The following is a 24,017-nucleotide window of genomic DNA, read 5'->3' as shown; positions in this document are numbered from 1 at the left end:
TCCCGATGACCCCCGTCCCCCGACCATGGAGGGAGCACCCCGACAGTCAGACGCGACTTTGACGACACGACTTAGAGCAAGTGAGCACCCTGCCCATGCGCCGTCCGCACCTCCCCGCCCGGCTGCCCCTGGACCCGTACGTCCTGGCCCTGCTCGGCACCGTCGGCCTCGCAGCGCTGCTGCCCGCCCGCGGCGAGGCCGCGACCGTCGCCGACGGCGCCGCCACCGCCGCCGTGGCCCTGCTCTTCTTCCTCTACGGCGCGCGGCTCTCCACCCGCGAGGCCCTCGACGGACTGCGCCACTGGCGGCTCCACGTCACCGTGCTCGCCTGCACCTTCCTGCTCTTCCCGCTCCTGGGCCTGGCCGCCCGGGGCCTGGTCCCGACCCTGCTGACGCCCCCGCTCTACAGCGGCCTGCTCTTCCTCTGCCTGGTCCCCTCGACCATCCAGTCCTCCATCGCCTTCACGTCGATGGCCCGCGGAAACGTCCCCGCGGCGATCTGCGCCGGCTCCTTCTCCAGCCTCGCCGGGATCCTCCTCACCCCCCTCCTCGCCGCCGCCCTGCTCGGCGGCGGCGCGGGCGGCTTCTCCCTCGGCTCCCTGCTCAGGATCGTCCTCCAGCTCCTGCTGCCCTTCCTCCTGGGACAGTTCCTGCGCCGCTGGGTCGGTGACTTCCTCGCACGCAACAAGCGGGTCCTCGGCCGCGTCGACCGGGCTTCGATCCTGCTCGTCGTCTACGCGGCCTTCAGCGCGGGCATGGCCGCGGGCATCTGGCACCAGGTGAGCCTCCCGCGCCTCGGCGGCCTGCTGCTGGTGGAGGCCGTGCTCCTCGCCGTCATGCTCCTCGTCAGCTGGTACGGCGCGAAGCGGCTCGGCTTCGGCCGCGCCGACCGCGTGGCCATCCAGTTCGCCGGGTCGAAGAAGAGCCTGGCCGCCGGACTCCCCATGGCCAGCGTCCTGTTCGGGGCCCAGGCGAGCCTCGCCGTGCTGCCGCTGATGCTGTTCCACCAGATGCAGCTGATGGTCTGCGCGGTCCTCGCCCGCCGCCGCGCCCAGGACCCGGCCGAGCACTCCGGCGCCGAACTTCCCGCCGGGCGTGTGGCGGACGTCTCCCGGCCCGCCCAACACCCCGCCCCGCAGGCCCGGTAACGTGCGGCGGTGACCTGGACACGCCCGATCGCCGCCCGCGCCGAACGCCCCTGCACCCTGGTGGTCTGCCGCGGCTGCTGCTGCGGAGACCCCCGCAAGAACCCCGGCTCCGACCACGCCGGGCAGCTCGCCCGGCTGCGCGCGGCGGCCGCCGCCTCCGAGGGCCAGCTGGCCGTCCGTACGAGCGACTGCCTCGGCCCCTGCGCGCAGGCCAACGTGATCGTGGTCCAGCCCACCAGCGAGGCCCGCCGCCGGGGCGCCCGCGCGGCCTGGTTCGGCTGGGCCCTGGACGACACCGCCACCGACGAGATCATCGCCTGGGCCGAATCCGGCGGGCCGGGCTCCACCCCCCTCCCGGCCACGCTCGACCTCCACCGCATCGAGCCCCCGGACCCGAAGCCGGCCGCGTCCCCGTCCTCTTCCTCCCGCCGCACCCGCCGGAACCGCTGAGGCGGGCGGGCGCCCCGGTGGATCTTTCCGGTCACAGCACCAGAGGGCGATCCGCTCCTCAGAGGGTGATCCGCTCCTCGCCCGCGTAGATGTTCATGTCCGCCCCGCGCAGGAACCCCACCAGCGTCAGCCCCGACTCCAGCGCCAGGTCCACGGCGAGCGAGGACGGGGCCGAGACGGCGGCCAGGACCGGGATGCCCGCCATGACGGCCTTCTGCGCGAGCTCGAAGGAGGCCCGGCCCGACACCAGCAGGACGGCCCCGGTCAGCGGCAGCCTGCCCTCGCGCAGGGCCCGGCCGACCACCTTGTCGACGGCGTTGTGCCGCCCCACGTCCTCCCGTACGTCCAGCAGCTCGCCCTCGGCCGAGAACAGGCCGGCCGCGTGCAGCCCGCCGGTCCGGTCGAAGACCTTCTGGGCCGCGCGGAGCCGGTCCGGGAGCGTGCCGAGGAGCCGCGCGGGGACCCGTACCGCATCGTCGGCGGCGGCCCCCGGGAAACGGGTCGCGGTACGGACGGCGTCCAGGCTGGCCTTCCCGCACAGGCCGCAGGAGGAGGTGGTGTAGACGTTCCGCTCCAGTGTGATGTCCGGCACCGGCACGCCGGCGGCCAGCTGCACGTTCACGACGTTGTAGGTGTTGACTCCGTCCTCGTCCGCGCCCTCGCAGTAGGTGACGGCCCGCACGTCCGAGGCGGAGCCGAGGACCCCTTCGCTCACCAGGAAGCCCACCGCCAGCGCGAAATCGTCGCCGGGGGTCCGCATCGTGATGGCCAGCGGCTTGCCGTTCAGCCGAATCTCCAGCGGTTCCTCGGTCACCAGCGTGTCCGGCCGGATCCCGGCGGTGCCGTTCCGGATCCGGACGACGCGGCGACGCTCGGTGACCCGTCCCATGGTGATCAGCCCACCCCTTCGGTTTTCGTCTGTATCCGACGAGGTCATTCTCCCGGTTCCGCTTCGCACGCGGCTCCCGGCAGGTAGATCCTCGGGAAGCTCCAAATTCCTCCCCCGGAATCCTGTCGGGTCACGCGCACCCGTACCCACCAGTAGCAGGAGAAGCTGGGTGATCCTGACTTCCGTACGAGGGGGGACCCCGCCCATGACCGGTTCACGAGTGGTGGCGCTAGGGCACTACCAGCCCGCGAGAGTGCTCACCAACGAGGACCTCGCGGCCATGGTCGACACCACCGACGAGTGGATCCGGTCCCGGGTCGGCATCAAGACCCGCCACATCGCGGGCCCCGACGAGCCGGTCGACGAGCTGGCCTTCCACGCGGCGGGCAAGGCCCTGGCGAGCGCCGGACTGAGCCCCGACGACATCGACCTCGTCCTGGTCGCCACCTCCACCGCGATCGACCGCTCGCCCAACATGGCCGCGCGCGTCGCCGCCAAGCTGGGCATGGGCGGCGGTCCCGCGGTCATGGACCTCAACGTGGTCTGCTCGGGCTTCACGCACGCCCTGGCCACCGCCGACCACGCGATCCGGGCCGGCTCCGCCACCCGCGCCCTGGTCATCGGCGCCGACAAGATGACCGAGATCACCGACTGGTCCGACCGCACCACCTGCGTCCTCACCGGCGACGGCGCGGGCGCGGCGGTCGTGGAGGCCAGCGCGGAGCCGGGCATCGGCCCGGTGCTGTGGGGTTCGGTCCCGGAGATGGGCCACGCGGTCCGCATCGAGGGCTCGCCGCCGGTCTTCGCGCAGGAGGGCCAGTCCGTCTACCGCTGGACCACCAGCCAGCTCCCGCCGCTCGCCCGCAAGGTGTGCGAGAAGGCCGGGGTCACCCCGGAGGACCTGGCCGCGGTCGTCCTGCACCAGGCCAACCTGCGGATCATCGAGCCGCTCGCCCAGAAGATCGGCGCGGTCAACGCAGTCGTCGCCCGCGACGTGGTCGACTCCGGCAACACCTCGGCCGCCAGCATCCCGATGGCCCTGTCCAAGCTGGTCGAGCGCGGCGAGATCCCCTCCGGGGCCCCGGTCCTGCTCTTCGGCTTCGGCGGCAACCTCTCGTACGCGGGCCAGGTCATCCGCTGCCCCTGAGCCGGACCGCACGGCCCGCCGTCCGGCCGACGCCCCTGAGCCCTGGGCGGGTTGGCCGCCGGGGGCGCCGCCGAAGCCCGCCAGACGCCGCGAGACGATCCGTCTCGCGGCGTCGTGCTGTGCATGCGTGCAGGTCAGCGCGGCGTGGCGGGACTGCGGCCGAGCGAAAATGTGGTCGGGACCCCGCCGATCCTTTGCTATTGTTGTCCATGTCGCCGCGGGAAACCGGGGTCGACCACCTAGTCCGGGTGGCGGAATGGCAGACGCGCTAGCTTGAGGTGCTAGTGCCCTTTATCGGGCGTGGGGGTTCAAGTCCCCCCTCGGACACCAGCAAGAACCCCACTTCGGTGGGGTTCTTTTGCTTTGCCTGGCTGTGGCGTGACCAACCACGTGACCAACAGCCCAGCGATCTTGCCCTACAGCACGGCGGACAGGCTCAGAGCCGCCCTGCGCCGCACGCCGGTAGTGGCGTAGACAGTTCACAGCGGAGCATCCCGGAGACGGCGGTGGGTCAGGCCGACATCATCATCGGGAAGGGAGCGTTTGAACGTGCCGGAGTCCCCATCCTCTGACCGTTCCCCTGAGACGCGCGGCTGCCACGGGAGCGGGCGCCGGTTCCTCGGTTCTTCGCTGGAGGACCTGGAACGGTACCTGCTGACAACCGAAGCGAGGGCCTGCTCCCTGGAGCACTGGGAACAGTTGCGCGATTTCGCCGTCGGCGGCATGCAGTCCCCTGGTTTCTCAGACGAAACAAGGCTCCGCTGGGGTCGCCTCGCTCTCTCCGCAATCTCAAGAAAGGAGCTGAGCCAGACGCCACAGCAGGCGATGGCCGATTCTGCCAACGTGCGTGCCTACATGATCCGGGAGTTCGGGGTGAGTGACGCGGATGCGGCTCGGGACCTTCCCGCTCTCTGCTCAGAGATCCTGCAGAACGTGGGAGTGCCGCTGGAGGCAGGCGCGCGGCTCGCCGAAGGGTGGGAATCAGCACCGCGGGATCAGATGCTGCAACTACGCCGGATCAAGAACATGCTGACTCCGCTGCTTCCCCTCCGCACGCTCCTGGAGGGTGACGACCCTGCCTTCCGGGCGACGCGAGCCTGGCTGGAGCTCGTTCCGTGCCTTCCTTGAATTGACGCCCGTCATCAGGCACAGAGAACCGCCCGCTTGGAAGCGTCACGGGTACACATAGAGCCGTCCGCGAGCTGCAGTCGGGCATCCTCTCGTCCTTGTTCCCCCGGGCTACACATGAATTCCGCCGGATCGGTGCGGTGTGAGGACGCGGCGCTCTGTCGATCCCAAGGCTTCGACGGGGTGGGTGGGGTCCGGTACCAGATGGGCACGAGCATCCGCGATCACGGAGTTCTCTGCGCACGGACAGCAGATGTTCACCACTTCGGAAGCGACCGCCGTCTGGCGCTGTTCGATTGCGCCAGAACGGTCACCGGACATGGCGGGGCAGGGTCTCGGAGCCTTCCGCCTTGCCCCGAGCTGGACCGGTTGGCCGTGTGACCGACGTGTGACCAACACCGGTCCGGAACACCGAGAAACGCCAGGTCCGTGGAATGCAGTTCCGGAAGTCCCGGGCCGTTCACCGGAAGCGATGCGGGTGCGCGTCCCGCGGGCGTCATACTCGGCCGGGCCCGTCCCCGTCCCGCCCGCAGGGGGTCCCATGAGCCCGGACGCGATGGTCACGCACTTCGTCGGCGCCTCGGCCGTCGTCATGGTCGTCGCCCATGCCGCGGGGCGCTGTGCGCGGTGGCTGCGGCAGCCGGTGATCGTGGGGCAGCTCGTCGCCGGAATCGCCCTGGGGCCGACCCTGCTCGGCGCCCTCGCGCCGGGCGCGGCGCGCAGGCTGTTCCCGCCCGAGATCGCCCCCATGCTCAACGCGCTGTCCCAACTCGCCCTGGTCGTCTTCCTGTTCGCCGTGGGCTACGAGCTGGACCTCTCGATCCTCAAGCGGCGGGCGCGCACCGTGGTGACGGTCTCCCTCGCGGCGTTCCTCGTGCCCCTGGCCGCCGGTACCGGAGCCGCCCTGCTCTTCCGGGAGGAGCTCGTACGGCTCGGTGCGCCGACCGGGATGCCGGTCTCCGCCGTGCTGTTCCTGGGCGTGGCCCTCTCCATCACCGCGGTACCCGTCCTCACCGCCGTCGTGCGGGAGAACGGGCTGACCGGGTCGCTGCCCGGGGTGATCGCCCTGTCCGCCGCCGGACTCGTCGACGTCATGGGCTGGACGGTGCTCATCGGCGCCCTGATCGATGCCGGCGGCCACGACGGGCCCCACTGGGCGCTGCGGCTGCTCCTCGTCCTGCTCTTCACCGCCGCGATGCTGCTCGGGGCCCGGCCGCTGCTGCGCCGGCTGCTGTGGCGCCGCGCACGGGACGCCTCGTACCGGGCGGCCGTACTGGTGGGCTTCGCCTGCGCCTCCGCCTGGGTGACCAGTGCCCTCGGCCTCCACGTGATCTTCGGTGCCCTGCTGGCCGGAGTGGTGGTTCCGCGCGAGGCGGGCGGCACCCTCGACCCGGGCCTGGTGCGACCGCTCACCGAGGTCTCGGGCCTGCTGCTGCCCTTCTTCTTCGTGGTCTCGGGCAGCAACGTCGCCGTCGGGGGGCTGGACGGCTCGGGTCTGACCGCCCTGGTGGCGGTCACCCTGCTCGCCGTGCTCGTCAAGGTGGGCAGCGGGTGGGGCGCGGCGCGGCTCTGCGGGGTGGGGCGCGACGACGCCCGCACCATCGGGGTGCTGCTGAGCACGCGGGGGCTCACCGAGCTGATCGTGCTCAACGCCGGTCTGCAGGCCGGGCTGGTATCCGGACCCCTGTACACCGTGCTCGTGCTGATGGCCCTGGCCACGACGGTCCTGACCCAGCCGCTCCTGATCCTGGTGCGGCGCGGGTCGCGGGCCAAGGGTGCTCCCGTCACGTATGCAGGACCACCAGGCCGTCCGGCGCCGTCAGGCTGCCCGGAGCGACCTCGGTGAAGGTGTGCGGGAGGGACAGTCGCGGCTGACCGGTGGGCGGGGCGGCGTCGAAGAGGTAGGCCGCCGCGGCCGCGCTGTCGCTGACCAGATGGGGGCCGTCGGACGGCGTGGCGGCGCCGGTGTGCGGGGTACGGAAGAGCCGGCGCAGGTGGCGCAGGGTCTCCGGGGTGACCGGCGCCCGCGCGCGTGCGGACGCGGGCTCGGCCCCGGACAGGGGTGACGGGGGCCCGGCCGCAAGCGGATCCGGCGCGGTCGGGGCGGCCGGGACGTCCGGCGGGATCGCGCCGCTGAGGAGCAGGGCGAGGAGCACCGGGACGGCCTTGCGGCGCAGCGCCACGGTGGCCGCGGGCAGCCGGTGGGCGTGGACGGCGGGCAGGGAGAGCGCGAGGCTCCCGGCGGCGTCGCCGGTGGCGATCGGCACCGCGGAGCACACGACCCCGGGCGCGTACTCGCGCAGGTCGAACACGGGCGCACCCGGGGCCACCGCGTCCAGGGCGCTGAACAGGGCCCGGCTGTCGGTGATGGTGTGCGGGGTCAGCCGGGCGGTCCGGTGCCGGGCCACGTGGTCGGCGCGGCCGTCGTGGTCGAGCTGGGTCAGCAGGCACTTGCCGACCGCGCTGGCGTGCGCGGCCGCCCGGAAGTCCACCCACTCCCGTACCGGAGGGGTCCCTGGCCCGTCGGCCATCTGCGTGATGCGGACCTCGCCCCCGGCGTACCGGCTCAGGTACACCGCCGCCCCGGCGCTGTCCCGCGCCAGGGCCAGGGTGCGCTGGAGCTGGCCCGCCAGGCCGCTGCCGCCGGGCGCGGCGAGCCGGCCGAGGGCCGGGCCCGGCGCGTACACCCCGGCGCAGGGGCGGTACGCGTACTCCTCCTCGCACAGCATCCCCAGCAGGGGCCGGAGTTCCGCCCCGGCGAGGCCGGACTCCCGCCCCAGCTGGACGGCCCGCACCCCCAGCGGATGCCGTTCCAGGACCCGTACGACGGCCAGCGCGCGGCGGGCCTCCGCCAGGGCCTCGCCGGTCCCGCCCTGGACGACGGTGCCGCGGGCCGCCGCCGTCAGCGCGGGGTGGCGCAGCGGGCCGGCGGCCGGCCGGGGCGCGGCCGTCGGCACGGCGGCGGGCGGGGGCCGGAACGCGGCCAGCACCCCGGGCAGCCCCGGCCTGGGCAGCGGCACCGGGCCCAGGTCGGGATCGTCGAGCTGGGCGACGTGGCGCAGGACGGATGCCTGGGCGCACAGCCGGACCTCCCGCAGGTCGCGCCGGCCGCTCGGCCGGAAACCGCGTCGGCCCAGCTCACGGGCCCAGAGCCGGGCGTCGTGGTGCTCGCCGCGGCGGGAGTGGTCCAGGAAGAGGCAGTAGGCCGCCGAGGCGGTCCACGGGCTGCCGGAACCGGCGGCGAACTGCCACCAGAACCGGGCGCCCTCGCGCAGCCCCGCCAGGTGCAGCAGGCAGCCGAAGACGACCGCTCCGGCCAGGTCGGTGTGCGCGTGGGCGACGAAGGAGCCGAGCTGCGCCCCGGCCTTGGGCGAGCACACGCAGGCCAGGCAGGCGGCCTTGAGGTCGCGCCGGGCCCGTTCGGCGTCGAGCGGGCAGTCCCGGGCGGGGTCGCTCCAGCCGTACGAGCGGCGGGTACGGGCCGTGGTGACGGGTGCGTGCGGCGCGCGCAGCAGCCGGACCTCGGCGGCGCCCAGGTCGTAGTGCGGGTAGCGGTCGCGGACGCCCGCCCGGTCCAGGAAGTCGGCGAGGGAGCGGGGCGCACCGTGCCCGTCCCGCGGTGCGTACCGGTCGTGGCCGCTCATGATTCGGCGGGGGTGTCGAGCAGGCGGGAGAGCCGCCGGTGCGCCTGGCCGAGGTACGAGCCGACGGTGGCCTCGTCGACGCCCATCACGGCGGCGGCCTCACCGGGGGAGCACCGGAGCCCGTACCGCAGCAGGACCGCGTCGCGCTGCCGCTCGGCGAGGCGGGAGACGGCCGAGTAGAAGCGGATGGTGTCGGTCAGTACCTCGTACCGGTCCGCGTGCGCATCCTTGACGGCGGCCTCGAAGGCGCTGATGTCCATCGGCTCGGGGCGCTGCTGCCACGGTGCGCGGCGGCGCTGCCCGTCGACTATGCAGTGCTTGAGGACGGTCCAGGCGTAGGCGTCCAGACGGTCCATGTGGAGCATCCGGAGCCACTCGCTCATGATCGAGTCGAAGGTGGCGTCCACCGTCTGCTCCGCTTCCGTGTCCGAGCCCAGGTGCAGGTACGCGAAACGCATGTACGCCGGCCGCCTGTCGGCGTGGAAGGCCCAGTACGACAGGCGCGCCGCCGCGTCCCACTGGCTCATGGGAGTCGGCCGTCGGCGCCGGCTCGGCAGTCCCACGGCCCCACCGGACTCCTCAGGTCCGCCATCGCTCACCGTTCCACCTCATCCCCTGTGCGGGGCTCAGGAAAGCAGCGCGGGCGCACCGAGGGGGCGCAGAGAAGAAACCTGGAAATATTACGGTCGGTGATGATCGGCCGGTGACAGATGTCGATCGGGCAGGCGTTCAACCAGCGCGTATGCATATGCCGGTCGCCCATGGCGGTGCACAGGGTGTGATGCCCCCGACGGGTCGGGGGCATCCCCCACCGGCTGTAACATTGGTCCATTGCGAGGGCCGTGACGGAGAGGTCACTGCCCTCGCTTTCACGTATGTCCACCCAGTGAAAAAGCGGGACGTCGCCTTTGGGCGGTTCGATACGATGAACCGCGTCATCGCCCTTGCAGGCCACGTGGTACCGCATATATGAAATGGAGCATCCGAGGATGGCTCGACACCTGATCACCAGCGCGCTTCCGTACATCAACGGGATCAAGCACCTGGGCAACATGGTCGGGTCGATGCTTCCGGCGGATGTGTACTCCCGGTACCTCCGCCAGCGCGGCCACGACGTCCTCTACATCTGCGCCACCGACGAGCACGGCACCCCGGCCGAACTCGCCGCCAAGGAGGCCGGTCTCTCGGTCGCCGAGTTCTGCGCGCAGGCCCACGACGCCCAGAAGGCGGTCTACGACGGCTTCGAGCTGTCCTTCGACTACTTCGGCCGCAGCTCCTCGCAGCAGAACCGCGAGATCACCCAGCACTTCGCGCGCCAGCTCGAGAAGAACGGCTTCATCGAGGAGCGCGCGATCCGGCAGGTCTACTCGCCGGTCGACGGCCGCTTCCTCCCGGACCGCTACGTCGAGGGCACCTGCCCCCACTGCGGCTACGACAAGGCCCGCGGCGACCAGTGCGAGAACTGCACCCGCGTCCTGGACCCCACGGACCTGATCGAGCCCCGCTCGGCCATCTCCGGCTCCACCGAGCTGGAGGTCCGCGAGACCAAGCACCTCTTCCTCCTCCAGTCCAAGCTGCAGCACGAGGTCGAGGCCTGGGTCGCGCAGCACGAGGAGGAGTGGCCGCAGCTGGCCTCCTCCATCGCCCGCAAGTGGCTGACCGAGGGCCTGCACGACCGCGCCATCACCCGCGACCTGGACTGGGGCGTCCCCGTCCCGGCCGACACCTGGCCCGAGCTGGCCGCCGAGGGCAAGGTCTTCTACGTCTGGTTCGACGCTCCGATCGAGTACATCGGTGCGACGAAGGAGTGGTCGGACCTGGACCCGGAGAACCGCGACCACAAGTCCTGGTGGTACGAGGCCGAGGACGTGCGCTACACCCAGTTCATGGCGAAGGACAACGTCCCGTTCCACACGGTGATGTTCCCCGCCACCGAGCTGGCCACCCGTGAGCCGTGGAAGAAGGTCGACTACGTCAAGGCCTTCAACTGGCTGACGTACTACGGCGGCAAGTTCTCCACCTCGCAGAAGCGCGGCGTCTTCACCGACCAGGCGCTGGAGATCCTCCCGGCCGACTTCTGGCGCTACTTCCTCATCGCCAACGCGCCCGAGTCCGACGACTCGTCCTTCACGTGGGAGCACTTCGCCGCCACGGTCAACAAGGACCTCGGCGGCACCCTCGGCAACTTCGTCAACCGCGTACTGACCTTCTCCCGCAAGAAGTTCGGCGACGACGTCCCCGCCGGAAGCCCCGCCGGCGAGGCCGAGGCGAAGCTGGGCGAGCAGATCGCCGAGCTGCTGGCCGAGTACGAGGGCCTCATGGAGGCGCTCCAGTACCGCAAGGCCGCGGCCGCGCTGCGCGCGCTGTGGTCCGCCGGAAACGCGTACCTCGACGACAAGGCCCCCTGGCTGGAGGTCAAGACCGACCTGGAGGGCGCGGCGCTCACCCTGCGTACCGCGATGAACCTCATCCACCTCTACTCGGTGGTCTCCGAGCCCTTCATCCCGGCCTCGGCGCGCGCCATGCGCTCCTCGTTCGCGCTCGCCGACGACACGGCGGCGTGGATCACCCCGGAGCAGGCCAGGGCGCTGGACATGGTCCCGGCGGGGACGCCGTTCACCGTGCCGCCGGTGCTCTTCGCGAGGGTCACCGAGGAGGACCTGGAGTCCTACCGCGAGCGGTTCGGCGGTACTCCGGAGGCGTGACCGCCCCGGTGTGAACGTGTGTGAGGGGCGCGACCCACCGGGGTCGCGCCCCTCACGCGTACCCGTACGTCGTTCCGTACGTGCGTCCCGCAGGGGTAGGGAAAACCCCACCGCGAAGTGTCCGCCTAGGCGTGCAGACCCGCCGGGGGGTGCGCGGCTGGAATGGGGCCATGACCCCTCCCCGCACCGTCCACCGGATTCTGGGCTGGCTGCTCGCGGCCGCCTGGGCCCTGTCCTTCCCGCTGTTCTCCGCACTGGAACCGCACCGGCTCTGGGGCTGGTGCGCGGCCGCCGGATACCTGGCCGCGGCGGCGGCGACCGCGCTCGGCCGCCGCCGCGAGGCGCTCGCCGCGGCCCTGCTGGGGGCCGTCGCGCTGCCCCTGGTCTGGCTCGTGCTGACCGGGCAGGGGCAGTCGGAGGTGACGGTCATCGAGCGGTCGGGTCGGCTCCTGCTGGAGTCCGGCCGGCTGTACGTGGACCAGCCCGCGCGCGTCGAGGAGTACACCCCCTACCTGCCGGGCATGGCCCTGCTCGGCCTCCCGCGCGCGCTGCTCGGCGGCGACGGCGGGGGCTGGCCGGTGCGGCTGCTGGGCGATGCCCGGATCTGGTGCGCGGCGGTGCTGTTCGGGTGCCTGTGGGCGGCCCGGGGGGTGCTGGGCGGAGCCCGGCCCGCACTGCCGGCCGTACTGGTGGCCTCCCCGGTGGTGGCCCTGCCGCTGGCGGTGAGCGGGGTGGACCTGCCGCTGGCCGGGCTGTGCTGCCTGGCCCTGGCGGCCGCGGCGGGCGGGCGGCCGGCCCTGGCCGGAGCGGCGCTGGCCGGGGCGTGCGCGCTGAAGTGGACGGCGCTGCCCGCCGTGGCGGTGGCGGCGGCTCTGCTCGCGGCCTGCCGGGGCGGGCGGGCGGCGGCCCGCTGCGCTCTGGTGGCGGCGGCCGGTACGGCCTTGCTGGTGCTGCCCGGAGCGCTGCTCCAGCCGGGCGAGCTGTGGCGGCAGGTGTTCGCCTTCCCGACCGGGCGGGCGGAGGTCGCGACCCCGGCGAGCAGTCCGCTGCCGGGGCGGCTCCTGGCCGAACTGGGTACCTGGGGCTGGTATCTGACGGTAGGTATGCTCATGGCGGGCGGCCTGGCCGTGGCGCTCTCGCTGCTGGTGCGGCCGCCGCGCACGCTGGTGGCCGCGGCCGACCGCCTCGCCCTCGGCCTCACGCTGGCCTTCCTGCTGGCCCCCGCGGGCCGCTTCGGCTACCTGGCCCTGCCGGTCCTGCTGGCGGTCTGGGCCCGCTCGGCGGCCGTCCCGGGAGCCTCGCGCATCGTGACGGGCTCCTTCCGGACCGTCCGCACCCGGCGGGCGGAGCGGCCGGTGGAAGGACCGGTGGAAGGACCGGTGGATGGAGCGGCGGACGGGCCGGCGGAAGGGCGGGGCGCGCGTTTCGTCTGACTGGCCCCAACTGTTGGACAGTTGGAATATCTTGCTCCCGTGGACCAGCTGATCGCCGAAGACCCGACCCGCATCGGCCCGTACCGTCTGATCGCCCGGCTGGGCGCGGGCGGCATGGGCCTGGTCTATCTGGGCCGCTCCGAGGGCGGCCGTACCGTGGCTGTGAAGGTGGTGCAGGCCGAGTTCGCCGGGAACCCGGAGTTCCGCAAGCGCTTCGCCCGTGAAGTGGCCGCCGCGCGGCGGGTGGGCGGGAACTGGACGGCGGCCGTGCTCGATGCCGACACCGAGGCAGCCGTCCCGTGGGTCGCGACCCAGTACATCCCCGGACCCGACCTGCACACCGTGGTCGCCAAGGACTTCGGGCCGCTGCCCGAGCACGCCGTCCGCACCCTCGCCAACCGGCTCGCCCTCGCCCTGCGGGCCGTGCACGAGGCCGGCCTGATCCACCGCGACCTCAAGCCGTCCAACGTCCTCGTCACCGTCGACGGCCCCCGCGTCATCGACTTCGGCATCGCGCGGGCGATGGACAGCCTGACCGGGGACAGCCTGCACACCCGCACGGGCATGCTGATCGGCTCCGCCGGCTTCATGTCGCCGGAACAGGTCCGCGGCCTCGAACTCACCTCCGCCAGCGACGTCTTCTGCCTGGGCGCCGTACTCGTCTACGCCGCCACCGGGCGGCTCCTGTTCGGCGCCGCGGACACCGGACTGAACGCCCACCTCTTCCGGGTCGCCGAGGAGGAGGCGGACCTGACCGGCGTACCGGAGTCGCTCGTCGACCTCGTCCGAGCCTGTCTGGACAAGGACCCGGCCGGGCGGCCCACCCCCGAGGAAGTGGCCGCGCGCACGGCGACGGACCAGGCCGGGGAATGGCTGCCGGGCACCGTCCTGGCACAACTGGGCCGCCATGCCGCGCAATTGTTGGACTTCGCCCCCGCGACCCCACCTGCCGAAGCCTCCGTGGGAGCCTCCGCCGGAGCCGTCGGCGCGCTGCCCGACCCCCGCAGCCCTTCCGCGCAGCAGCAGGCCCAGCCGCTGCCCCCGCCGCCCGCGTACGCACCCACGGCCCCGGCGCACTTCGTCCCCGGGCAGGGCTTCGGACCGCCCCCGTTGCCGGCCTCCTTCCCGGACCCGGTCGCCCCGGACCCGGCCGCCCCGCACCCCAGGCGCTGGTGGGGCCTGCTCGTGATCGCCCTGACGCAGCTGCTGGTGCTGCTCGCAGCGACGACCTTCAACCTGGCCGTGCCGTCGGTCCAGGCCGAGCTCGACCTCGCCGCCGACGTCATGACCCCGGTCGTCAGTGCCTATTTCCTGGCCTTCGGCGCGCTGCTGCTGCTCGGCGGGCACATCGCGGACCTCGTGGGGGCCAGACGGACCATGGTCATCGGCCTGGCCGGCTTCGCCGCGGCCTCCGCGCTCGGTGGCTCGGCCGACGAGCCCGGCCTGCTGATCGCGGCCCGCGCCCTCCAGGGAGCCTTCGCCGCCCTGCTGACCCCGTCCGCGCTGTCCCTGGTGGCCACCGGCTTCACCGACCCGAGGGAACGCGCCCGGGCCTTCGGGATCTACGCCGCGATCGCCGCCGGCGGCACGGCCATCGGGATGCTCACGGGCGGCTGGGTGCTCGAATTGCTGGACTGGCGCTGGTCCCTGTATGCGGGCGTCCCCCTCGCCGTGATCGCACTGACCGGCGCGCTGACCCTGCTGCCCGACCGCCCGGGCCGCACCGGCGCCCGCTTCGACGGGCTCGGCGTACTCCTCGGCTCGCTGGGCCTCGCCGCCCTCACCTACGGCCTGGGCAACGCCGAGTCGCTCGGCTGGTCCGAGCCCCTGACGGCGGTGCTGGTCGCCGGGGGCGTGCTGCTGCTCGCGGCCTTCCTGTGGTGGCAGACCAGGGCGTCGAGCCCGCTCCTCGCGCCGTACGTCCTCAAGGACCGCAACCGCCTCGGCGCCGTCCTCACCCTGGTCCTGGCCGGTGCCTGCACGCTCGCCCTCTTCCCGGCCCTCGACTTCTGGATGCGGCAGATCGTGGGCTACGGCCCGACGGAGTCCGGACTGGCCTACCTCCCCATGATCGCCGCGGCCGTCCTCGGCTCCACCCAGCTCTCCGCCCGCCTCCAGAGCCGCGTCGCGCCCCGGACCCTGATCGTGGCCGGCCTGGTGGCCACCGCCGTCGGGACGGCCCTGCTGGCCGGGGTCGACACCGCCAGCACCTTCACGGCCGGTGTCATGCCCGGCATGCTGCTCAGCGGCTTCGGCCTGGGCCTGGCCTTCATGCCGCTCCTCGCCACCGCGACCGCCGCCGTCGCCCCGCAGCACGCGGGCGGGGCCTCGGCAGCCGTCACCACGGCCCAGGCCGTGGGCCAGTCGATCGGCGCGGCGGTGCTCGGCGGGGTCTTCGCCGCCCGGCTGAGCGGGGGCTCGCCGCTGCCCGAGACGTTCGCCGTGGAATTCCTGGGCGTCTACACCACCACCCTCTGGATCGCGGTCGGCGGCACGCTGCTCGCGGTCCTGTCCGCCGCCCTGCTGGTCACGGCCGGGCGGACGGGGGCCGAGACGCCGGCACCGACCGCGCAGCGGCGATGACGGAGGAGCCGATGACACACCGACGGGACGCCGGTCTGCCGGGGGCCGCTGCCGGCCGGTCGGCGCAGCCTCGGGCGGCCGTCAACACCTGGGACTCGGCGTTGTCGTCCGAGGAGTTCGCCGCGGTCGAGAGCGCCGGGTTCGAGCCGGTCGGGCAGGTGCTCGGCGCGGCCGTCTTCAACATCGGGTACACCGGTATCTGGGGCTGCCCGGGCGAGTGGTCGGTCGCCGAGGGCCCGGACGCGAAGGTGCCGTCCTCGAAATGGGCGTCGTCCTTCGCGCCGCTGGTGCGGACGATGTACGCCGCGCGCAGGCTGGCGCTGGCCCGCGCGGTGGCCAAGTGCCGCGCGCTCGGCGGTGACGGGATCGTCGGGGTGGAGCTGCGGGTCGGTGAGTTCCCGGCGGGAGGCCTGCAGGTCACCGCGTGGGGCACTGCCGTCCGGGCCCGCTCGCGCGTCAGGCCGCGCGCGCCCTTCGCATCGCACCTGAGCGGCCAGGACTTCGCCAAGCTCATCCACGCCGGCTGGGTGCCCACAGGACTCGCCCTCGGCATCGCCCTCACGACCCGGCACGACGACTGGCGGGCCTCCCGCCTGACCTCCCGGGCCGCCGGGAACCAGGAGGTCGGCGGCTATACCCAGCTGCTCCATCACGCCCGCCACGATGCCCGGAGACAGCTGGCCCTGGACGCGGCGAAGCACGGTGGGGACGGGGTGGTGGTGGACGAGCTGGAGTTGACGGTGAGTGAGAGCGAGTGCCCCGCCTACGGCGACACGCGCGACCTCGTCGCGGAAGCGGTCATCGTCGGCACCTCCATCACCCGGTTCCGCCTCTCCGAGCGGGCCGCCGGGCCCGGGACACTGACCATCATGCGACTGGAGCGAGAGCGCTGACATGACCGAACGAACGGGGCAGGACCGGGCCGAGAGCCCGGCCGGGGACCAGGCCGAGGACGCGATGCGACAGCTCACGCGGCTACAGTCCGGCGAGAAGGGCGCGCTCTTCACCTCGGACCTGACGGTGAACGAGTTCCTGCTGGTGCGCGAGGTCGGCTTCCGCCCCCTCGGCCTGGTCCTCGGCACCTCGGTCTACCACGTCGGCATCCAGTTCGGCCGCTGGTCGAAGAACCAGGAGCTGACCAAGCTGTCACAGGCCATGTACCACGCGCGCGAGCTGGCGATGAGCCGGATGGAGGCGGAGGCGAGCGCTCTGGGGGCTGACGGGATCGTGGGGGTGCGGCTGGACATCGAGTTCAAGGAGTTCGGCTCGGACATAGCCGAGTTCATCGCGGTCGGCACGGCGGTGAAGGCGGACGGTGCGGACCCGGGGCCGGGCGAGACCTGGCTCAACAACAAGGGCAAGCCGTTCACTTCGAACCTGTCCGGCCAGGACTTCTGGACGCTGATCCGGGCCGGGTACGCGCCGCTGGACATGGTCATGGGGTCGTGCGTCTACCACGTGGCGCACCAGCGCTTCGGCCAAGTGCTCAGCGCCTCGGGCCGCAACGTCGAGATCGAGCCGTACACCCAGGCGCTCTACGACGCACGCGAGCTGGCGATGAGCCGTATGCGGGCGGAGGGGGAGGCGCTGGAGGCCGAGGGGATCGTGGCGGTCCAGCTGAAGCAGCACTCCCACACCTGGGGGTCGCACACCACCGAGTTCTTCGCGATCGGGACAGCGGTGCGCCCGCTCCGCGAGGACCACATCATCGACCGGCCGACCATGGTGCTGAGCCTCGATGCCTGAACCTGAACCTGAACCTCAAATGGAAGTGGAACTGCTGGCCGCGGCGCTGCGCCGGGACAGCGCGGACCTGAACCTCTACGCCAACGTGCTGTCGGCGAACCTGGTGGATTCGCTGCCGCCCGGCGCCGTACGGGTCACGCGCAGGCGTTCCCTCGCGGAACGGCTGGCCGGACGCGAGGGTTCGGTCGCCGAACTGGACGTCGCACTCGGAGAGCAGCGGCTCTCGCTGCGGATGGATCGGGGACGGGTGTCCGGGGAGATCTGCCACGAGGTGCGGGGCATCGTGCTCTCGCGGCGCCAAGTGGGCCTGGACGAGTGGATCGATGCCCTGGCCCGGGCTCTGGCCGCCGCCGCGGCCTCGAACGCCCGTGCCCGCGAGGCCGTCGAACGCTTCCTGGCCTGACCGTCAGGGGGTGTCGGCCCGCTGCCCCGACAGGTGGGCGAGGACCGCGAGGACGCGGCGGTTGCCCTGCGTGGAGTCCAGGTCGAGCTTCGTGAAGATGCTGGACGCGTGCTTGACGACGGCGGCCTCGGTGATGAAGAGCCGGCCCGCCAGGGCCTGGTTGTTGAGCCCCTCGGCCATCAGCGCCAGCACCTCCCGCTCGCGCGGGGTGAGCCGGGCGAGGGGCTGGTCGGTGCTCCGGCGGCTGAGCAGGACCCGCACCACCTCGGGGTCGATCACCGTCTGGCCGGCGGCGACCCGTTCCAGGGCGTCGAGGAACTCGGCCACCTCGCCGACCCGGTCCTTGAGCAGATAGCCCAGCCCGGCCGCCGAAGCCCCGGTGAGCAGCTGGGTCGCGTACGCGGTGGCCACGTACTGCGAGAGGACGAGCACGGGCAACGAGGCGTCCCGGGAACGCAGTTCGAGTGCGGCCCGCAGACCCTCGTCGCGCAGGCCCGGCGGCATCCGGACATCGGTGACGACGGCGTCCGGCCGTTCGGCCTCCACCGCCCGCACCAGCTCCTCGGCGTCGCCGACGGCCGCCAGGACCTCGTGGCCGCCGCGCGTGAGCAGTTCCGTCAGCCCGGCGCGCAGCAGTACGGAGTCCTCCGCGAGGATCAGCCGGAGCACGGGACCTCCGCCCTGAGTTCGGTCGGTCCGCCGGCCGGACTGGAGACCACCAGTCTGCCCTTCAGCATCGCCACCCTGTCCGCCAGTCCCGTCAGTCCCGCTCCCGCGCCGGGATCGGCCCCGCCGCGGCCGTCGTCGGTGACGGAGAGGGTGAGCCGGCCGCCCTCGACCCTGCCGACGACGGCGACGTGCGAGGCGCCGCTGTGCTTGGCCGCGTTGGCCAGTGCCTCGGTGACGGTGAAGTACGCCGTGACCTCCACGGATTCGGGGAGCCGGGGCACGTCGAGGTCCACGGACACCGGTACGGGATGGCGCAGGGCCACCTCGGCCACGGCCGCCGCCAGCCCGTGGTCGGTGAGGACCTGCGGGTGGATGCCGCGTACGAGGTCCCGTAGCTGCTCCAGGGCGACCCTGGCCTCGCCGCGGCCCCGGCTCACCAGCGCGGTGGCGTCGGCGGCCTGCGGGACCCTGCGCAGTTCCAGTTCGGCGAGCCCCAGGGTCATGCTGAGCGCGACCAGCTGCTGCTGCGCGCCGTCGTGCAGGTCCCGTTCGATGCGCCGCCGTTCGGCTTCGAAGGCGTCGACGAGGCGGACCCGGGAGCGGGTGAGCTCCAGGACCCGGTCGTCCTCCTCGCGTGGTCCGAGCAGGAGCCGGGCGGTCTTCACCTGTGCCCCGGCGAGCAGGGCCCCCGCGTACGCCGCCACCACCAGCGAGAGCAGTCCCGCGGCGGTGCCGCCCAGCGCCTCCAGCGGGCCGGAGAGCGGTCGGCCGGGGATCAGCATCATCGTGTCCGGGGCGATGGCCCAGGCGATGACCGGGGTGGCGACGAGGATCAGGGAGAAGGCCAGCAGTGCGACGACCCCGAGCCCGGCCGCCCCGAAGACCGGCCCCAGCAGGGCGGCGTAGCCGAGCTCCCGCCAGGTGGCCCGCTCCCGCAGCCGGGTCCGCAGCCATGCGGCGGCCCCCGCGCCGGCCAGCGAGGCGTGCGGGTCCGGCACCCGCGCGGGCTCCACCCACCGCAGCCGCCGCCGCTCCAGGGCGGCCAGGGGCACCGCGCCCGCGACGGCGCAGAGCAGGAGCAGCAGCCCGATCCCGGCCACCGCCAGCAGCACCCCGAGGCCGAGGAGCAGGGCCAGGGCGATCAGGGCGGGGTAGCCGACGAGGAACCCGCTGCCGAGGTACGCCCAGCACCGCCACGGCCACCAGGAGCCGAGGAAGCCCAGGGGCCGCCGCAGCACCGCCCAGACGGCGACGGGTGGTTCACGGCCCGGCTCGGGGAGGGGCGCGGAGTCGGACATGCTCCAACTCTAGGTGACGCCGGGAAAGGTGCCGGAGCGTCACATCGCGGCGCGGGCCGAGCGGTAGTCCGCCGCGTACTCCCGTACGAAGGCGGCCATCGCCACCACCGTGTTGCGCAGCTCGGACAGCAGCAACCGCTCGTTGGGGGCGTGCAGGTTGCACATGCTGTCCTGGGCGCCGAACAGCAGGACCTCCGCCTCGGGGGCGGCCCTGGCGAGGCCGTTCACCAGCGGGATCGAGCCGCCCGTCGCGACGTACGAGGCCTCCGTGCCCCAGGCCTCCTTGAGCGCGGTGAGCGCCGCGCGGTACGCCGGTCCGCCCGTGCGGGCTTCGAAGCCGGGCCCGGTGTCGCCGGGGGTGACGGTGAGCGGGACACCGAAGGGGCGCTGCGCGCGCAGGTGCTCCACCAGGGCGGCGCGGGCCTCCAGCGGGTCCTGGAGCGGGTGGAAGCGCAGGTTCAGTCTGGCCCGGGCGTACGGGACCACCGCCGAGGCTGCGTGGTCGACGGCGGGTGCGTCCAGGCCGATGACGGTGACGGCCGGACCGCTCCAGAGGCGTTCGCCGAGGGAGCCGGTGCCGATGAGCGGGAGGCCCTCCACGACGGAGGCCAGGTCGCGGAACTCCTCGTCCGTGAAGGTGGTCCCGTCCCACGGTTCGCGCCGCAGCCCCGGCACGGCCACGTCGCCCCGCGCGTCGTGCAGGGTGGCCAGGGCCCGCAGCAGGACCAGCAGGGCGTCGGGGGCGGCGCCGCCGAATTCGCCGCTGTGGCGCGGTTCGGCGAGGGTGCGCACCTCCACCGTCACCTCGCAGGCTCCGCGCACGCCGGTGGTCAGCGTGGGAGTGCCCGGCCGGAGGTTGCCGAGGTCGGCGATGACCACGGCGTCGCAGGCGAAGCGCCCGGGGTCGGTGGGCGGATGCTCGCCGAAGGGGCTGCCGTACTCCTCCTGCCCCTCGATCACCAGCTTGATCCCGACCGGCGGGCGGCCACCGTAGAGCCGCAGCAGGCCGAGGTGGGCGATCACGTTCGACTTGTCGTCGGCTATCCCGCGGGCCCGCAGGCCTCCGGGGACGGGGGTCGGCTCGAAGGGCGGGGAGTACCAGAGGGATTCGTCGCCCGCGGGCTGGACGTCGTAGTGCCCGTACAGCAGGACCGTGGGGGCGTCCGGCTCGGGCGGCGGGATCTCGCCGTAGATCACCGGGGCGGTGCCGGGCAGGTCGATCCGCTCGATCGTGGGCACCCCGGCCTCGCGCAGCAGGGAGACGATCAGGTCGTGGGCCTGCTGGACGGGTTCGGGCGGGTAGCCGGGGAAGGCGACCGAGGGGATGGCCGCCAGCCGCTCCAGATCCGCCCACAGTCCCTCCATCAGGGCGTCGGCCCGGGATTCCAGGCTGCTCGGGCTGTCCGGTTCCATCGGCCACCGTCTCTCTGACCCCGTTGGTCCCTACTGACCCCGCTGACCCGCTGATCCCTGCCGGGTGATGCTCCGATCATCGGGTGGGGGAGGGGCCGGCGCCGTGGCGGACTGGGCCGAACGAGTGGATCATAGTAAAGCGGGCATAAGTAATATAAGGCTCCGCGTGTGATCTCCAGGGAGGTCAGGATGGATGTCCTCGTGCTGATCGGCCGCTTGCTCTTCATCGCCCTCTTCACCGCCTCCGGGGTCGCGCACCTGACCAAGACCCGGGAGATGGCGGGGTACACCGCCTCCCGCGGGGTGCCGATGGCCGTACCCGCCACCCTCGTCAGCGGTCTGGTCATGCTGGCCGGCGCGGTGAGCGTGGGCCTCGGGATCTGGGCCGACCTGGGCGCGCTCGCGCTGGCGGCCTTCTCCTTCTCGGCGGCCCTGCTGATGCACGCCTTCTGGAAGGAGAGCGACCCGCAGGCCCGGATGATGGAGCAGACGCAGTTCTTCAAGGACACGGCGCTCGGCGGCGCGGCCCTGGTGATCTTCGCGTTCTTCGCCTACGCCGGGCACGACCTCGGCCTCATGATCACGGGTCCGGCCCTCTCCGTCAGCTGAGCCCTCCCCGTCATCCCGCGCGCAGCGACAAGCTCGCGTAGGCCGGGATCAGCACCCCCCGGGCCGGGCGCCGCCCGACGACGCGCAGTCCCGGGAAGCCCCGCAGGGCCCCGGCGACCGCCCGGATCTCGGCCATGGCCAGCGGCATCCCCAGGCAGAAGTGCGGCCCGGCGCCGAACCACAGCCTCCGCAGCTCCGCCGGGTCCGGCGCACCCTCGCGGGGGCAGCCCGCCGGGGCGCCCCCGGGGCTCCGGTCCGGCGCGAAGGGCCCGTACGCCCGCGTGCACAGCAGGGTGGCGATGACCACGCGCTCCCCGGCCTCCACCCGGACGCCCCCGATCCGCCCCGCCCGGGCCGCGCTGCGCAGCATCACGGGCGTGGGGGAGGTGACCCGCAGGGCCTCCTCGATCAGCGCGTCGGTGATCCGGTCGGGCCCCCGGCCGGTGTCGTGGGCCAGCGCGACCAGCCGGGGTATGAACGAGACCAGCGTCTCGGTCCCGGTCAGCAGGAACACCCCGACCGCGCCCCGCGCCTCGGCCTCGTCCAGCCCGAGCGCGCGCAGCCGCCCCGGCACGGTGGACTCGTCACCGGCCCGGTACGCGGCCACGGCCGCCTCGCTCAGCCGCGCCAAGGCCACCCGGGCACGGTCGGCCTGACGCCCGGTCAGCGAGGTGCGCCAGAGCCGGACCGTCGACAGCACGGCCGCGGCCCCGGCGAAATCGGCCGCGGAGTCGGGAAGGCCCACCAGTTCCCGGATCACTCCGGTGGCGCCCTCGCGGACGACCCGTACGAGGTCCACCTCCTCGCCGGCGCCGAGCCGCCGCTCCAGGCCGGCCAGCGGGGCGCGCAGCACCCGTTCGCAGACGGTCGCCACATGGCCCGGCGTGAACAGCCCGCCGAGCCGGCGGCGCAGCGCCGCGTGCTCGGGGCCCTCCATGTTGATCAGCACCCGCGGGCCGAGCACCGCCGTCCACAGGCCGCCCGCCGCGCCCGGCCCGGTCTTGGTGTAGCGCTCGGGGTCGGTCAGCACCTCACGGGCGAGGTGCGCGTCGGCGACGACCACCCCGACCCGGGGCACCCGCACCACGGGGCCGCGGGCCCGGGCCGCGCTCAGCAGCCGGTACGCCACGGGGTGCGCGGCCGTCTGGACCCGCCGTTCCCAACGTTCCCACTCGTCCATCGGCGCAGGCTACTGCCGCCGATGGCTTGAAGTGACCCCTCCGGCAGGGATCTTGACCTGTCTGCCGCGTATCGAAGCCGGGCCGTGATCGTTTTTTCAGCCGTAACCCCTACAACTGTTGCGGAATCGGGAGGACGCGCGGTGGTCGCTTGGCAGTACTTCGCCGGAGCGGGCCTGGTGGCGGCGCTCTGCCCGCTGCACGGCCACGTGGCGGTCGCGGGCGACGGCAACGGACGCGGAGCCCGGATCGACGTGTGCGTTCCGGCCGGGCAGCCGCGGCCGCCCGCCGTACGCCTGCCCGTGCGGCCCTCGCTGCCGGCCGTCGTGCCCGGGCCCGGGCGGCCGACCGTGCACCACCCGGGGTCGGCCCACCACCCGGGGTCGGCCCCCCGCCCGGCCGAGGCCCCCGGGCGGCCGGCCGGGCCGGGCCCGGCCGTGGAGCCCGCGGCCGGGCCGACGGCGGACGACCCGAAACCGCCGGAGCCCGCTCCGGCTCCGGCTCCCGCGGCCGAGGCCGAGCCCGCGCGGGCCCCGGCCGACACCTCCGACCCGCCCCGGCCCAGGTCCGCCGTCGCGCGCGTGAGCGCCTTCCACGTGCGCCCGTACCGCTCGGCCGCCCTGGAGCGGCGGGGTCCCGACGGCCTGTCCACCATGATGCTCATGGTGGTCGTCACCACCCCGGCGGTCCTCGCGGCCGCCGCGCTGCGGCCGCGCTCCAAGAGCCGCGGCTGACCTCGGCGCAGCCCACCACCGATCACCGATCCACACCGGGAGAATCCACGTGTCCGAATGGCTGGTCCTGGCCATCGCCATGGCGCTCGTCTGCGCCGTCGTCCTCACCATCACCACGATCCGGCACCGCCGGGCCGCCGATGACGAGGACACCAGCGAGACCCCCGACGTCATCGAGTACATGACGATGATGGTGGGCGTGGTCTACGCGATCGTGCTCGGCCTGGCGATCGCGGGGGTCTGGGAGGCGCGCGGCGCCGCCGAGGACAGCGTGCGCCGCGAGGCGCAGGCGCTGTACGAGGTCACGCAGCGCGCCGACGTCTACCCGGCCGCCGTCCGCGACCGGATCCGCGGCGAGGTGGGCGCGTACGTCTCCCACACCGTCGCCGTGGACTGGCCCCTGCTGACCTCCGGCGAGACCGCTTCGCCCGAGGGCGGACAGCTGCTCGGCAAGCTGCGCAGCGACGTCACCCACCAGAGCCCGGCCACCGAGCTCCAGGCGCAGGCCTACCAGCCGCTGCTGGACCACATCGCCACCGCCGACGACGCCCGCCACTCGCGCACGCAGAGCTCGGAGTCGACGCTCCCGAGCGTGGTCTGGTTCGGGCTGCTGGTCGGCGGGGTGGTCACGGTCGGGCTGATCTTCACCCTGCAGATCCGCCGCTCCGGGCGGGAGCTGCTGCTGGCCGGGCTGTTCAGTGCGCTGATCGTGTTCCTGCTGTTCATGGTGTGGAGTTTCGACGCGCCCTACGGACGGGACGGGATCGATTCGGCCGCACCCTTCCAGGACCTGTTCCCGACCGTGGCGGTGGCCGCCGCACGCTGATCCCGCTCCGGCCG

General features: G+C 73.4%; 20 protein-coding genes, 1 tRNA gene and 1 pseudogene. 15 read left to right on the top strand and 7 right to left on the bottom strand.

Annotated elements, in window-relative coordinates; translation table 11 throughout:
• The first annotated feature begins 95 nt into the window (after nucleotides 1–95).
• Nucleotides 96–1,148, top strand: coding sequence for a bile acid:sodium symporter family protein (locus OG447_RS26935; RefSeq protein ID WP_266940163.1), 1,053 nt, complete (start codon nucleotides 96–98; stop codon nucleotides 1,146–1,148).
• A gap of 9 nt (nucleotides 1,149–1,157) precedes the next feature.
• Complete coding sequence (locus OG447_RS26930) at nucleotides 1,158–1,598, top strand: (2Fe-2S) ferredoxin domain-containing protein (RefSeq protein WP_266939914.1); 441 nt, start codon at nucleotides 1,158–1,160, stop codon at nucleotides 1,596–1,598.
• Nucleotides 1,599–1,656: 58 nt separating this feature from the next.
• On the opposite strand, the gene fdhD is transcribed toward OG447_RS26930, so the two are convergent.
• Nucleotides 1,657–2,487, bottom strand: a complete 831-nt coding sequence (fdhD, locus tag OG447_RS26925; protein ID WP_266939913.1) for a formate dehydrogenase accessory sulfurtransferase FdhD — start codon at nucleotides 2,485–2,487, stop codon at nucleotides 1,657–1,659.
• A gap of 205 nt (nucleotides 2,488–2,692) precedes the next feature.
• On the opposite strand from fdhD, the gene OG447_RS26920 reads away from it, so the two are divergent.
• From OG447_RS26920 to OG447_RS26905, 4 genes are all read left to right on the top strand, one after another.
• Nucleotides 2,693–3,634 (top strand): beta-ketoacyl-ACP synthase III, encoded by a 942-nt coding sequence (locus OG447_RS26920; protein WP_266939912.1) that lies wholly within the window; start codon nucleotides 2,693–2,695, stop codon nucleotides 3,632–3,634.
• 242 nt (nucleotides 3,635–3,876) lie between these two features.
• A tRNA-Leu gene (locus OG447_RS26915) sits at nucleotides 3,877–3,964 on the top strand.
• Nucleotides 3,965–4,183: 219 nt separating this feature from the next.
• Nucleotides 4,184–4,762 (top strand): hypothetical protein, encoded by a 579-nt coding sequence (locus OG447_RS26910; RefSeq protein WP_266939911.1) that lies wholly within the window; start codon nucleotides 4,184–4,186, stop codon nucleotides 4,760–4,762.
• A gap of 541 nt (nucleotides 4,763–5,303) precedes the next feature.
• On the top strand, nucleotides 5,304–6,608 hold the full coding sequence (locus OG447_RS26905) for a cation:proton antiporter (RefSeq protein ID WP_266939910.1): 1,305 nt from the start codon (nucleotides 5,304–5,306) through the stop codon (nucleotides 6,606–6,608).
• A 289-nt stretch (nucleotides 6,609–6,897) separates the two neighbouring features.
• Here OG447_RS26905 and OG447_RS26900 read toward each other — a convergent pair.
• Nucleotides 6,898–7,617: pseudogene (locus OG447_RS26900) on the bottom strand (IclR family transcriptional regulator C-terminal domain-containing protein); the annotation flags it as partial.
• A 785-nt stretch (nucleotides 7,618–8,402) separates the two neighbouring features.
• On the bottom strand, nucleotides 8,403–8,933 hold the full coding sequence (locus OG447_RS26895) for a sigma factor-like helix-turn-helix DNA-binding protein (protein ID WP_266939909.1): 531 nt from the start codon (nucleotides 8,931–8,933) through the stop codon (nucleotides 8,403–8,405).
• A gap of 462 nt (nucleotides 8,934–9,395) precedes the next feature.
• On the opposite strand from OG447_RS26895, the gene metG reads away from it, so the two are divergent.
• The 6 genes from metG (at nucleotide 9,396) to OG447_RS26865 (ending at nucleotide 17,276) form a co-directional block, all read left to right on the top strand.
• A complete protein-coding gene (metG, locus tag OG447_RS26890) occupies nucleotides 9,396–11,111 on the top strand; it encodes a methionine--tRNA ligase (protein WP_266939908.1) in 1,716 nt (571 codons plus the stop codon).
• A gap of 170 nt (nucleotides 11,112–11,281) precedes the next feature.
• Nucleotides 11,282–12,544 carry a glycosyltransferase 87 family protein gene (locus OG447_RS26885; RefSeq protein ID WP_266939907.1) on the top strand — a complete coding sequence of 421 codons (1,263 nt, stop codon included), beginning with the start codon at nucleotides 11,282–11,284 and terminating at the stop codon, nucleotides 12,542–12,544.
• Between the two features lie 39 nt (nucleotides 12,545–12,583).
• Nucleotides 12,584–15,127, top strand: coding sequence for an MDR family MFS transporter (locus tag OG447_RS26880; RefSeq protein ID WP_266939906.1), 2,544 nt, complete (start codon nucleotides 12,584–12,586; stop codon nucleotides 15,125–15,127).
• A gap of 11 nt (nucleotides 15,128–15,138) precedes the next feature.
• Complete coding sequence (locus OG447_RS26875) at nucleotides 15,139–16,020, top strand: heavy metal-binding domain-containing protein (protein WP_266939905.1); 882 nt, start codon at nucleotides 15,139–15,141, stop codon at nucleotides 16,018–16,020.
• 1 nt (nucleotide 16,021) lies between these two features.
• On the top strand, nucleotides 16,022–16,873 hold the full coding sequence (locus tag OG447_RS26870; RefSeq protein WP_266939904.1) for a heavy metal-binding domain-containing protein: 852 nt from the start codon (nucleotides 16,022–16,024) through the stop codon (nucleotides 16,871–16,873).
• A 19-nt stretch (nucleotides 16,874–16,892) separates the two neighbouring features.
• On the top strand, nucleotides 16,893–17,276 hold the full coding sequence (locus OG447_RS26865) for a hypothetical protein (protein ID WP_266939903.1): 384 nt from the start codon (nucleotides 16,893–16,895) through the stop codon (nucleotides 17,274–17,276).
• A gap of 3 nt (nucleotides 17,277–17,279) precedes the next feature.
• Here OG447_RS26865 and OG447_RS26860 read toward each other — a convergent pair whose 3' ends face one another.
• Genes OG447_RS26860 through OG447_RS26850 form a run of 3 tightly spaced genes read right to left on the bottom strand, consistent with a single transcriptional unit; the run spans nucleotide 17,280 to nucleotide 20,656 of the window.
• Nucleotides 17,280–17,945 (bottom strand): response regulator transcription factor, encoded by a 666-nt coding sequence (locus OG447_RS26860; RefSeq protein WP_266939902.1) that lies wholly within the window; start codon nucleotides 17,943–17,945, stop codon nucleotides 17,280–17,282.
• Nucleotides 17,933–19,243, bottom strand: a complete 1,311-nt coding sequence (locus OG447_RS26855; protein ID WP_266939901.1) for a sensor histidine kinase — start codon at nucleotides 19,241–19,243, stop codon at nucleotides 17,933–17,935. The genes OG447_RS26860 and OG447_RS26855 overlap by 13 nt, the downstream gene beginning before the upstream one ends.
• A gap of 39 nt (nucleotides 19,244–19,282) precedes the next feature.
• Complete coding sequence (locus tag OG447_RS26850) at nucleotides 19,283–20,656, bottom strand: M20/M25/M40 family metallo-hydrolase (protein WP_266939900.1); 1,374 nt, start codon at nucleotides 20,654–20,656, stop codon at nucleotides 19,283–19,285.
• Nucleotides 20,657–20,845: 189 nt separating this feature from the next.
• On the opposite strand from OG447_RS26850, the gene OG447_RS26845 reads away from it, so the two are divergent.
• On the top strand, nucleotides 20,846–21,265 hold the full coding sequence (locus OG447_RS26845) for a DoxX family membrane protein (RefSeq protein ID WP_266939899.1): 420 nt from the start codon (nucleotides 20,846–20,848) through the stop codon (nucleotides 21,263–21,265).
• A gap of 10 nt (nucleotides 21,266–21,275) precedes the next feature.
• Here the strand turns inward: OG447_RS26845 and OG447_RS26840 are convergent, their stop codons facing one another.
• Complete coding sequence (locus tag OG447_RS26840; RefSeq protein ID WP_266939898.1) at nucleotides 21,276–22,445, bottom strand: cytochrome P450; 1,170 nt, start codon at nucleotides 22,443–22,445, stop codon at nucleotides 21,276–21,278.
• Between the two features lie 141 nt (nucleotides 22,446–22,586).
• On the opposite strand from OG447_RS26840, the gene OG447_RS26835 reads away from it, so the two are divergent.
• Both OG447_RS26835 and OG447_RS26830 read left to right on the top strand, forming a co-directional pair.
• On the top strand, nucleotides 22,587–23,177 hold the full coding sequence (locus OG447_RS26835; protein WP_266939897.1) for a hypothetical protein: 591 nt from the start codon (nucleotides 22,587–22,589) through the stop codon (nucleotides 23,175–23,177).
• Between the two features lie 49 nt (nucleotides 23,178–23,226).
• Nucleotides 23,227–24,003 (top strand): DUF4239 domain-containing protein, encoded by a 777-nt coding sequence (locus OG447_RS26830; protein WP_266939896.1) that lies wholly within the window; start codon nucleotides 23,227–23,229, stop codon nucleotides 24,001–24,003.
• The last annotated feature ends 14 nt before the right edge of the window (nucleotides 24,004–24,017 follow it).

Origin of the sequence: Streptomyces sp. NBC_01408 (assembly GCF_026340255.1) — a bacterium.
Classification (GTDB): Bacteria; Actinomycetota; Actinomycetes; order Streptomycetales; family Streptomycetaceae; genus Streptomyces.
Note: the sequence above shows the minus strand (reverse complement) of the source record. Positions and strands in the feature narration are given on the sequence as shown.

Excerpts from the sequence above, each read along its gene's own strand:
- OG447_RS26895 (WP_266939909.1), bottom strand. The coding sequence starts at position 8,933 with ATGAGCCAGTGGGACGCGGCGGCGCGCCTGTCGTACTGGGCCTTCCAC.
- OG447_RS26935 (WP_266940163.1), top strand. The coding sequence starts at position 96 with ATGCGCCGTCCGCACCTCCCCGCCCGGCTGCCCCTGGACCCGTACGTC.
- OG447_RS26885 (WP_266939907.1), top strand. The coding sequence starts at position 11,282 with ATGACCCCTCCCCGCACCGTCCACCGGATTCTGGGCTGGCTGCTCGCG.
- OG447_RS26920 (WP_266939912.1), top strand. The coding sequence starts at position 2,693 with ATGACCGGTTCACGAGTGGTGGCGCTAGGGCACTACCAGCCCGCGAGA.
- OG447_RS26875 (WP_266939905.1), top strand. The coding sequence starts at position 15,139 with ATGACACACCGACGGGACGCCGGTCTGCCGGGGGCCGCTGCCGGCCGG.
- fdhD (WP_266939913.1), bottom strand. The coding sequence starts at position 2,487 with ATGGGACGGGTCACCGAGCGTCGCCGCGTCGTCCGGATCCGGAACGGC.
- OG447_RS26850 (WP_266939900.1), bottom strand. The coding sequence starts at position 20,656 with ATGGAACCGGACAGCCCGAGCAGCCTGGAATCCCGGGCCGACGCCCTG.
- OG447_RS26855 (WP_266939901.1), bottom strand. The coding sequence starts at position 19,243 with ATGTCCGACTCCGCGCCCCTCCCCGAGCCGGGCCGTGAACCACCCGTC.
- OG447_RS26870 (WP_266939904.1), top strand. The coding sequence starts at position 16,022 with ATGACCGAACGAACGGGGCAGGACCGGGCCGAGAGCCCGGCCGGGGAC.
- OG447_RS26865 (WP_266939903.1), top strand. The coding sequence starts at position 16,893 with ATGGAAGTGGAACTGCTGGCCGCGGCGCTGCGCCGGGACAGCGCGGAC.
- OG447_RS26840 (WP_266939898.1), bottom strand. The coding sequence starts at position 22,445 with ATGGACGAGTGGGAACGTTGGGAACGGCGGGTCCAGACGGCCGCGCAC.
- metG (WP_266939908.1), top strand. The coding sequence starts at position 9,396 with ATGGCTCGACACCTGATCACCAGCGCGCTTCCGTACATCAACGGGATC.
- OG447_RS26905 (WP_266939910.1), top strand. The coding sequence starts at position 5,304 with ATGAGCCCGGACGCGATGGTCACGCACTTCGTCGGCGCCTCGGCCGTC.
- OG447_RS26845 (WP_266939899.1), top strand. The coding sequence starts at position 20,846 with ATGGATGTCCTCGTGCTGATCGGCCGCTTGCTCTTCATCGCCCTCTTC.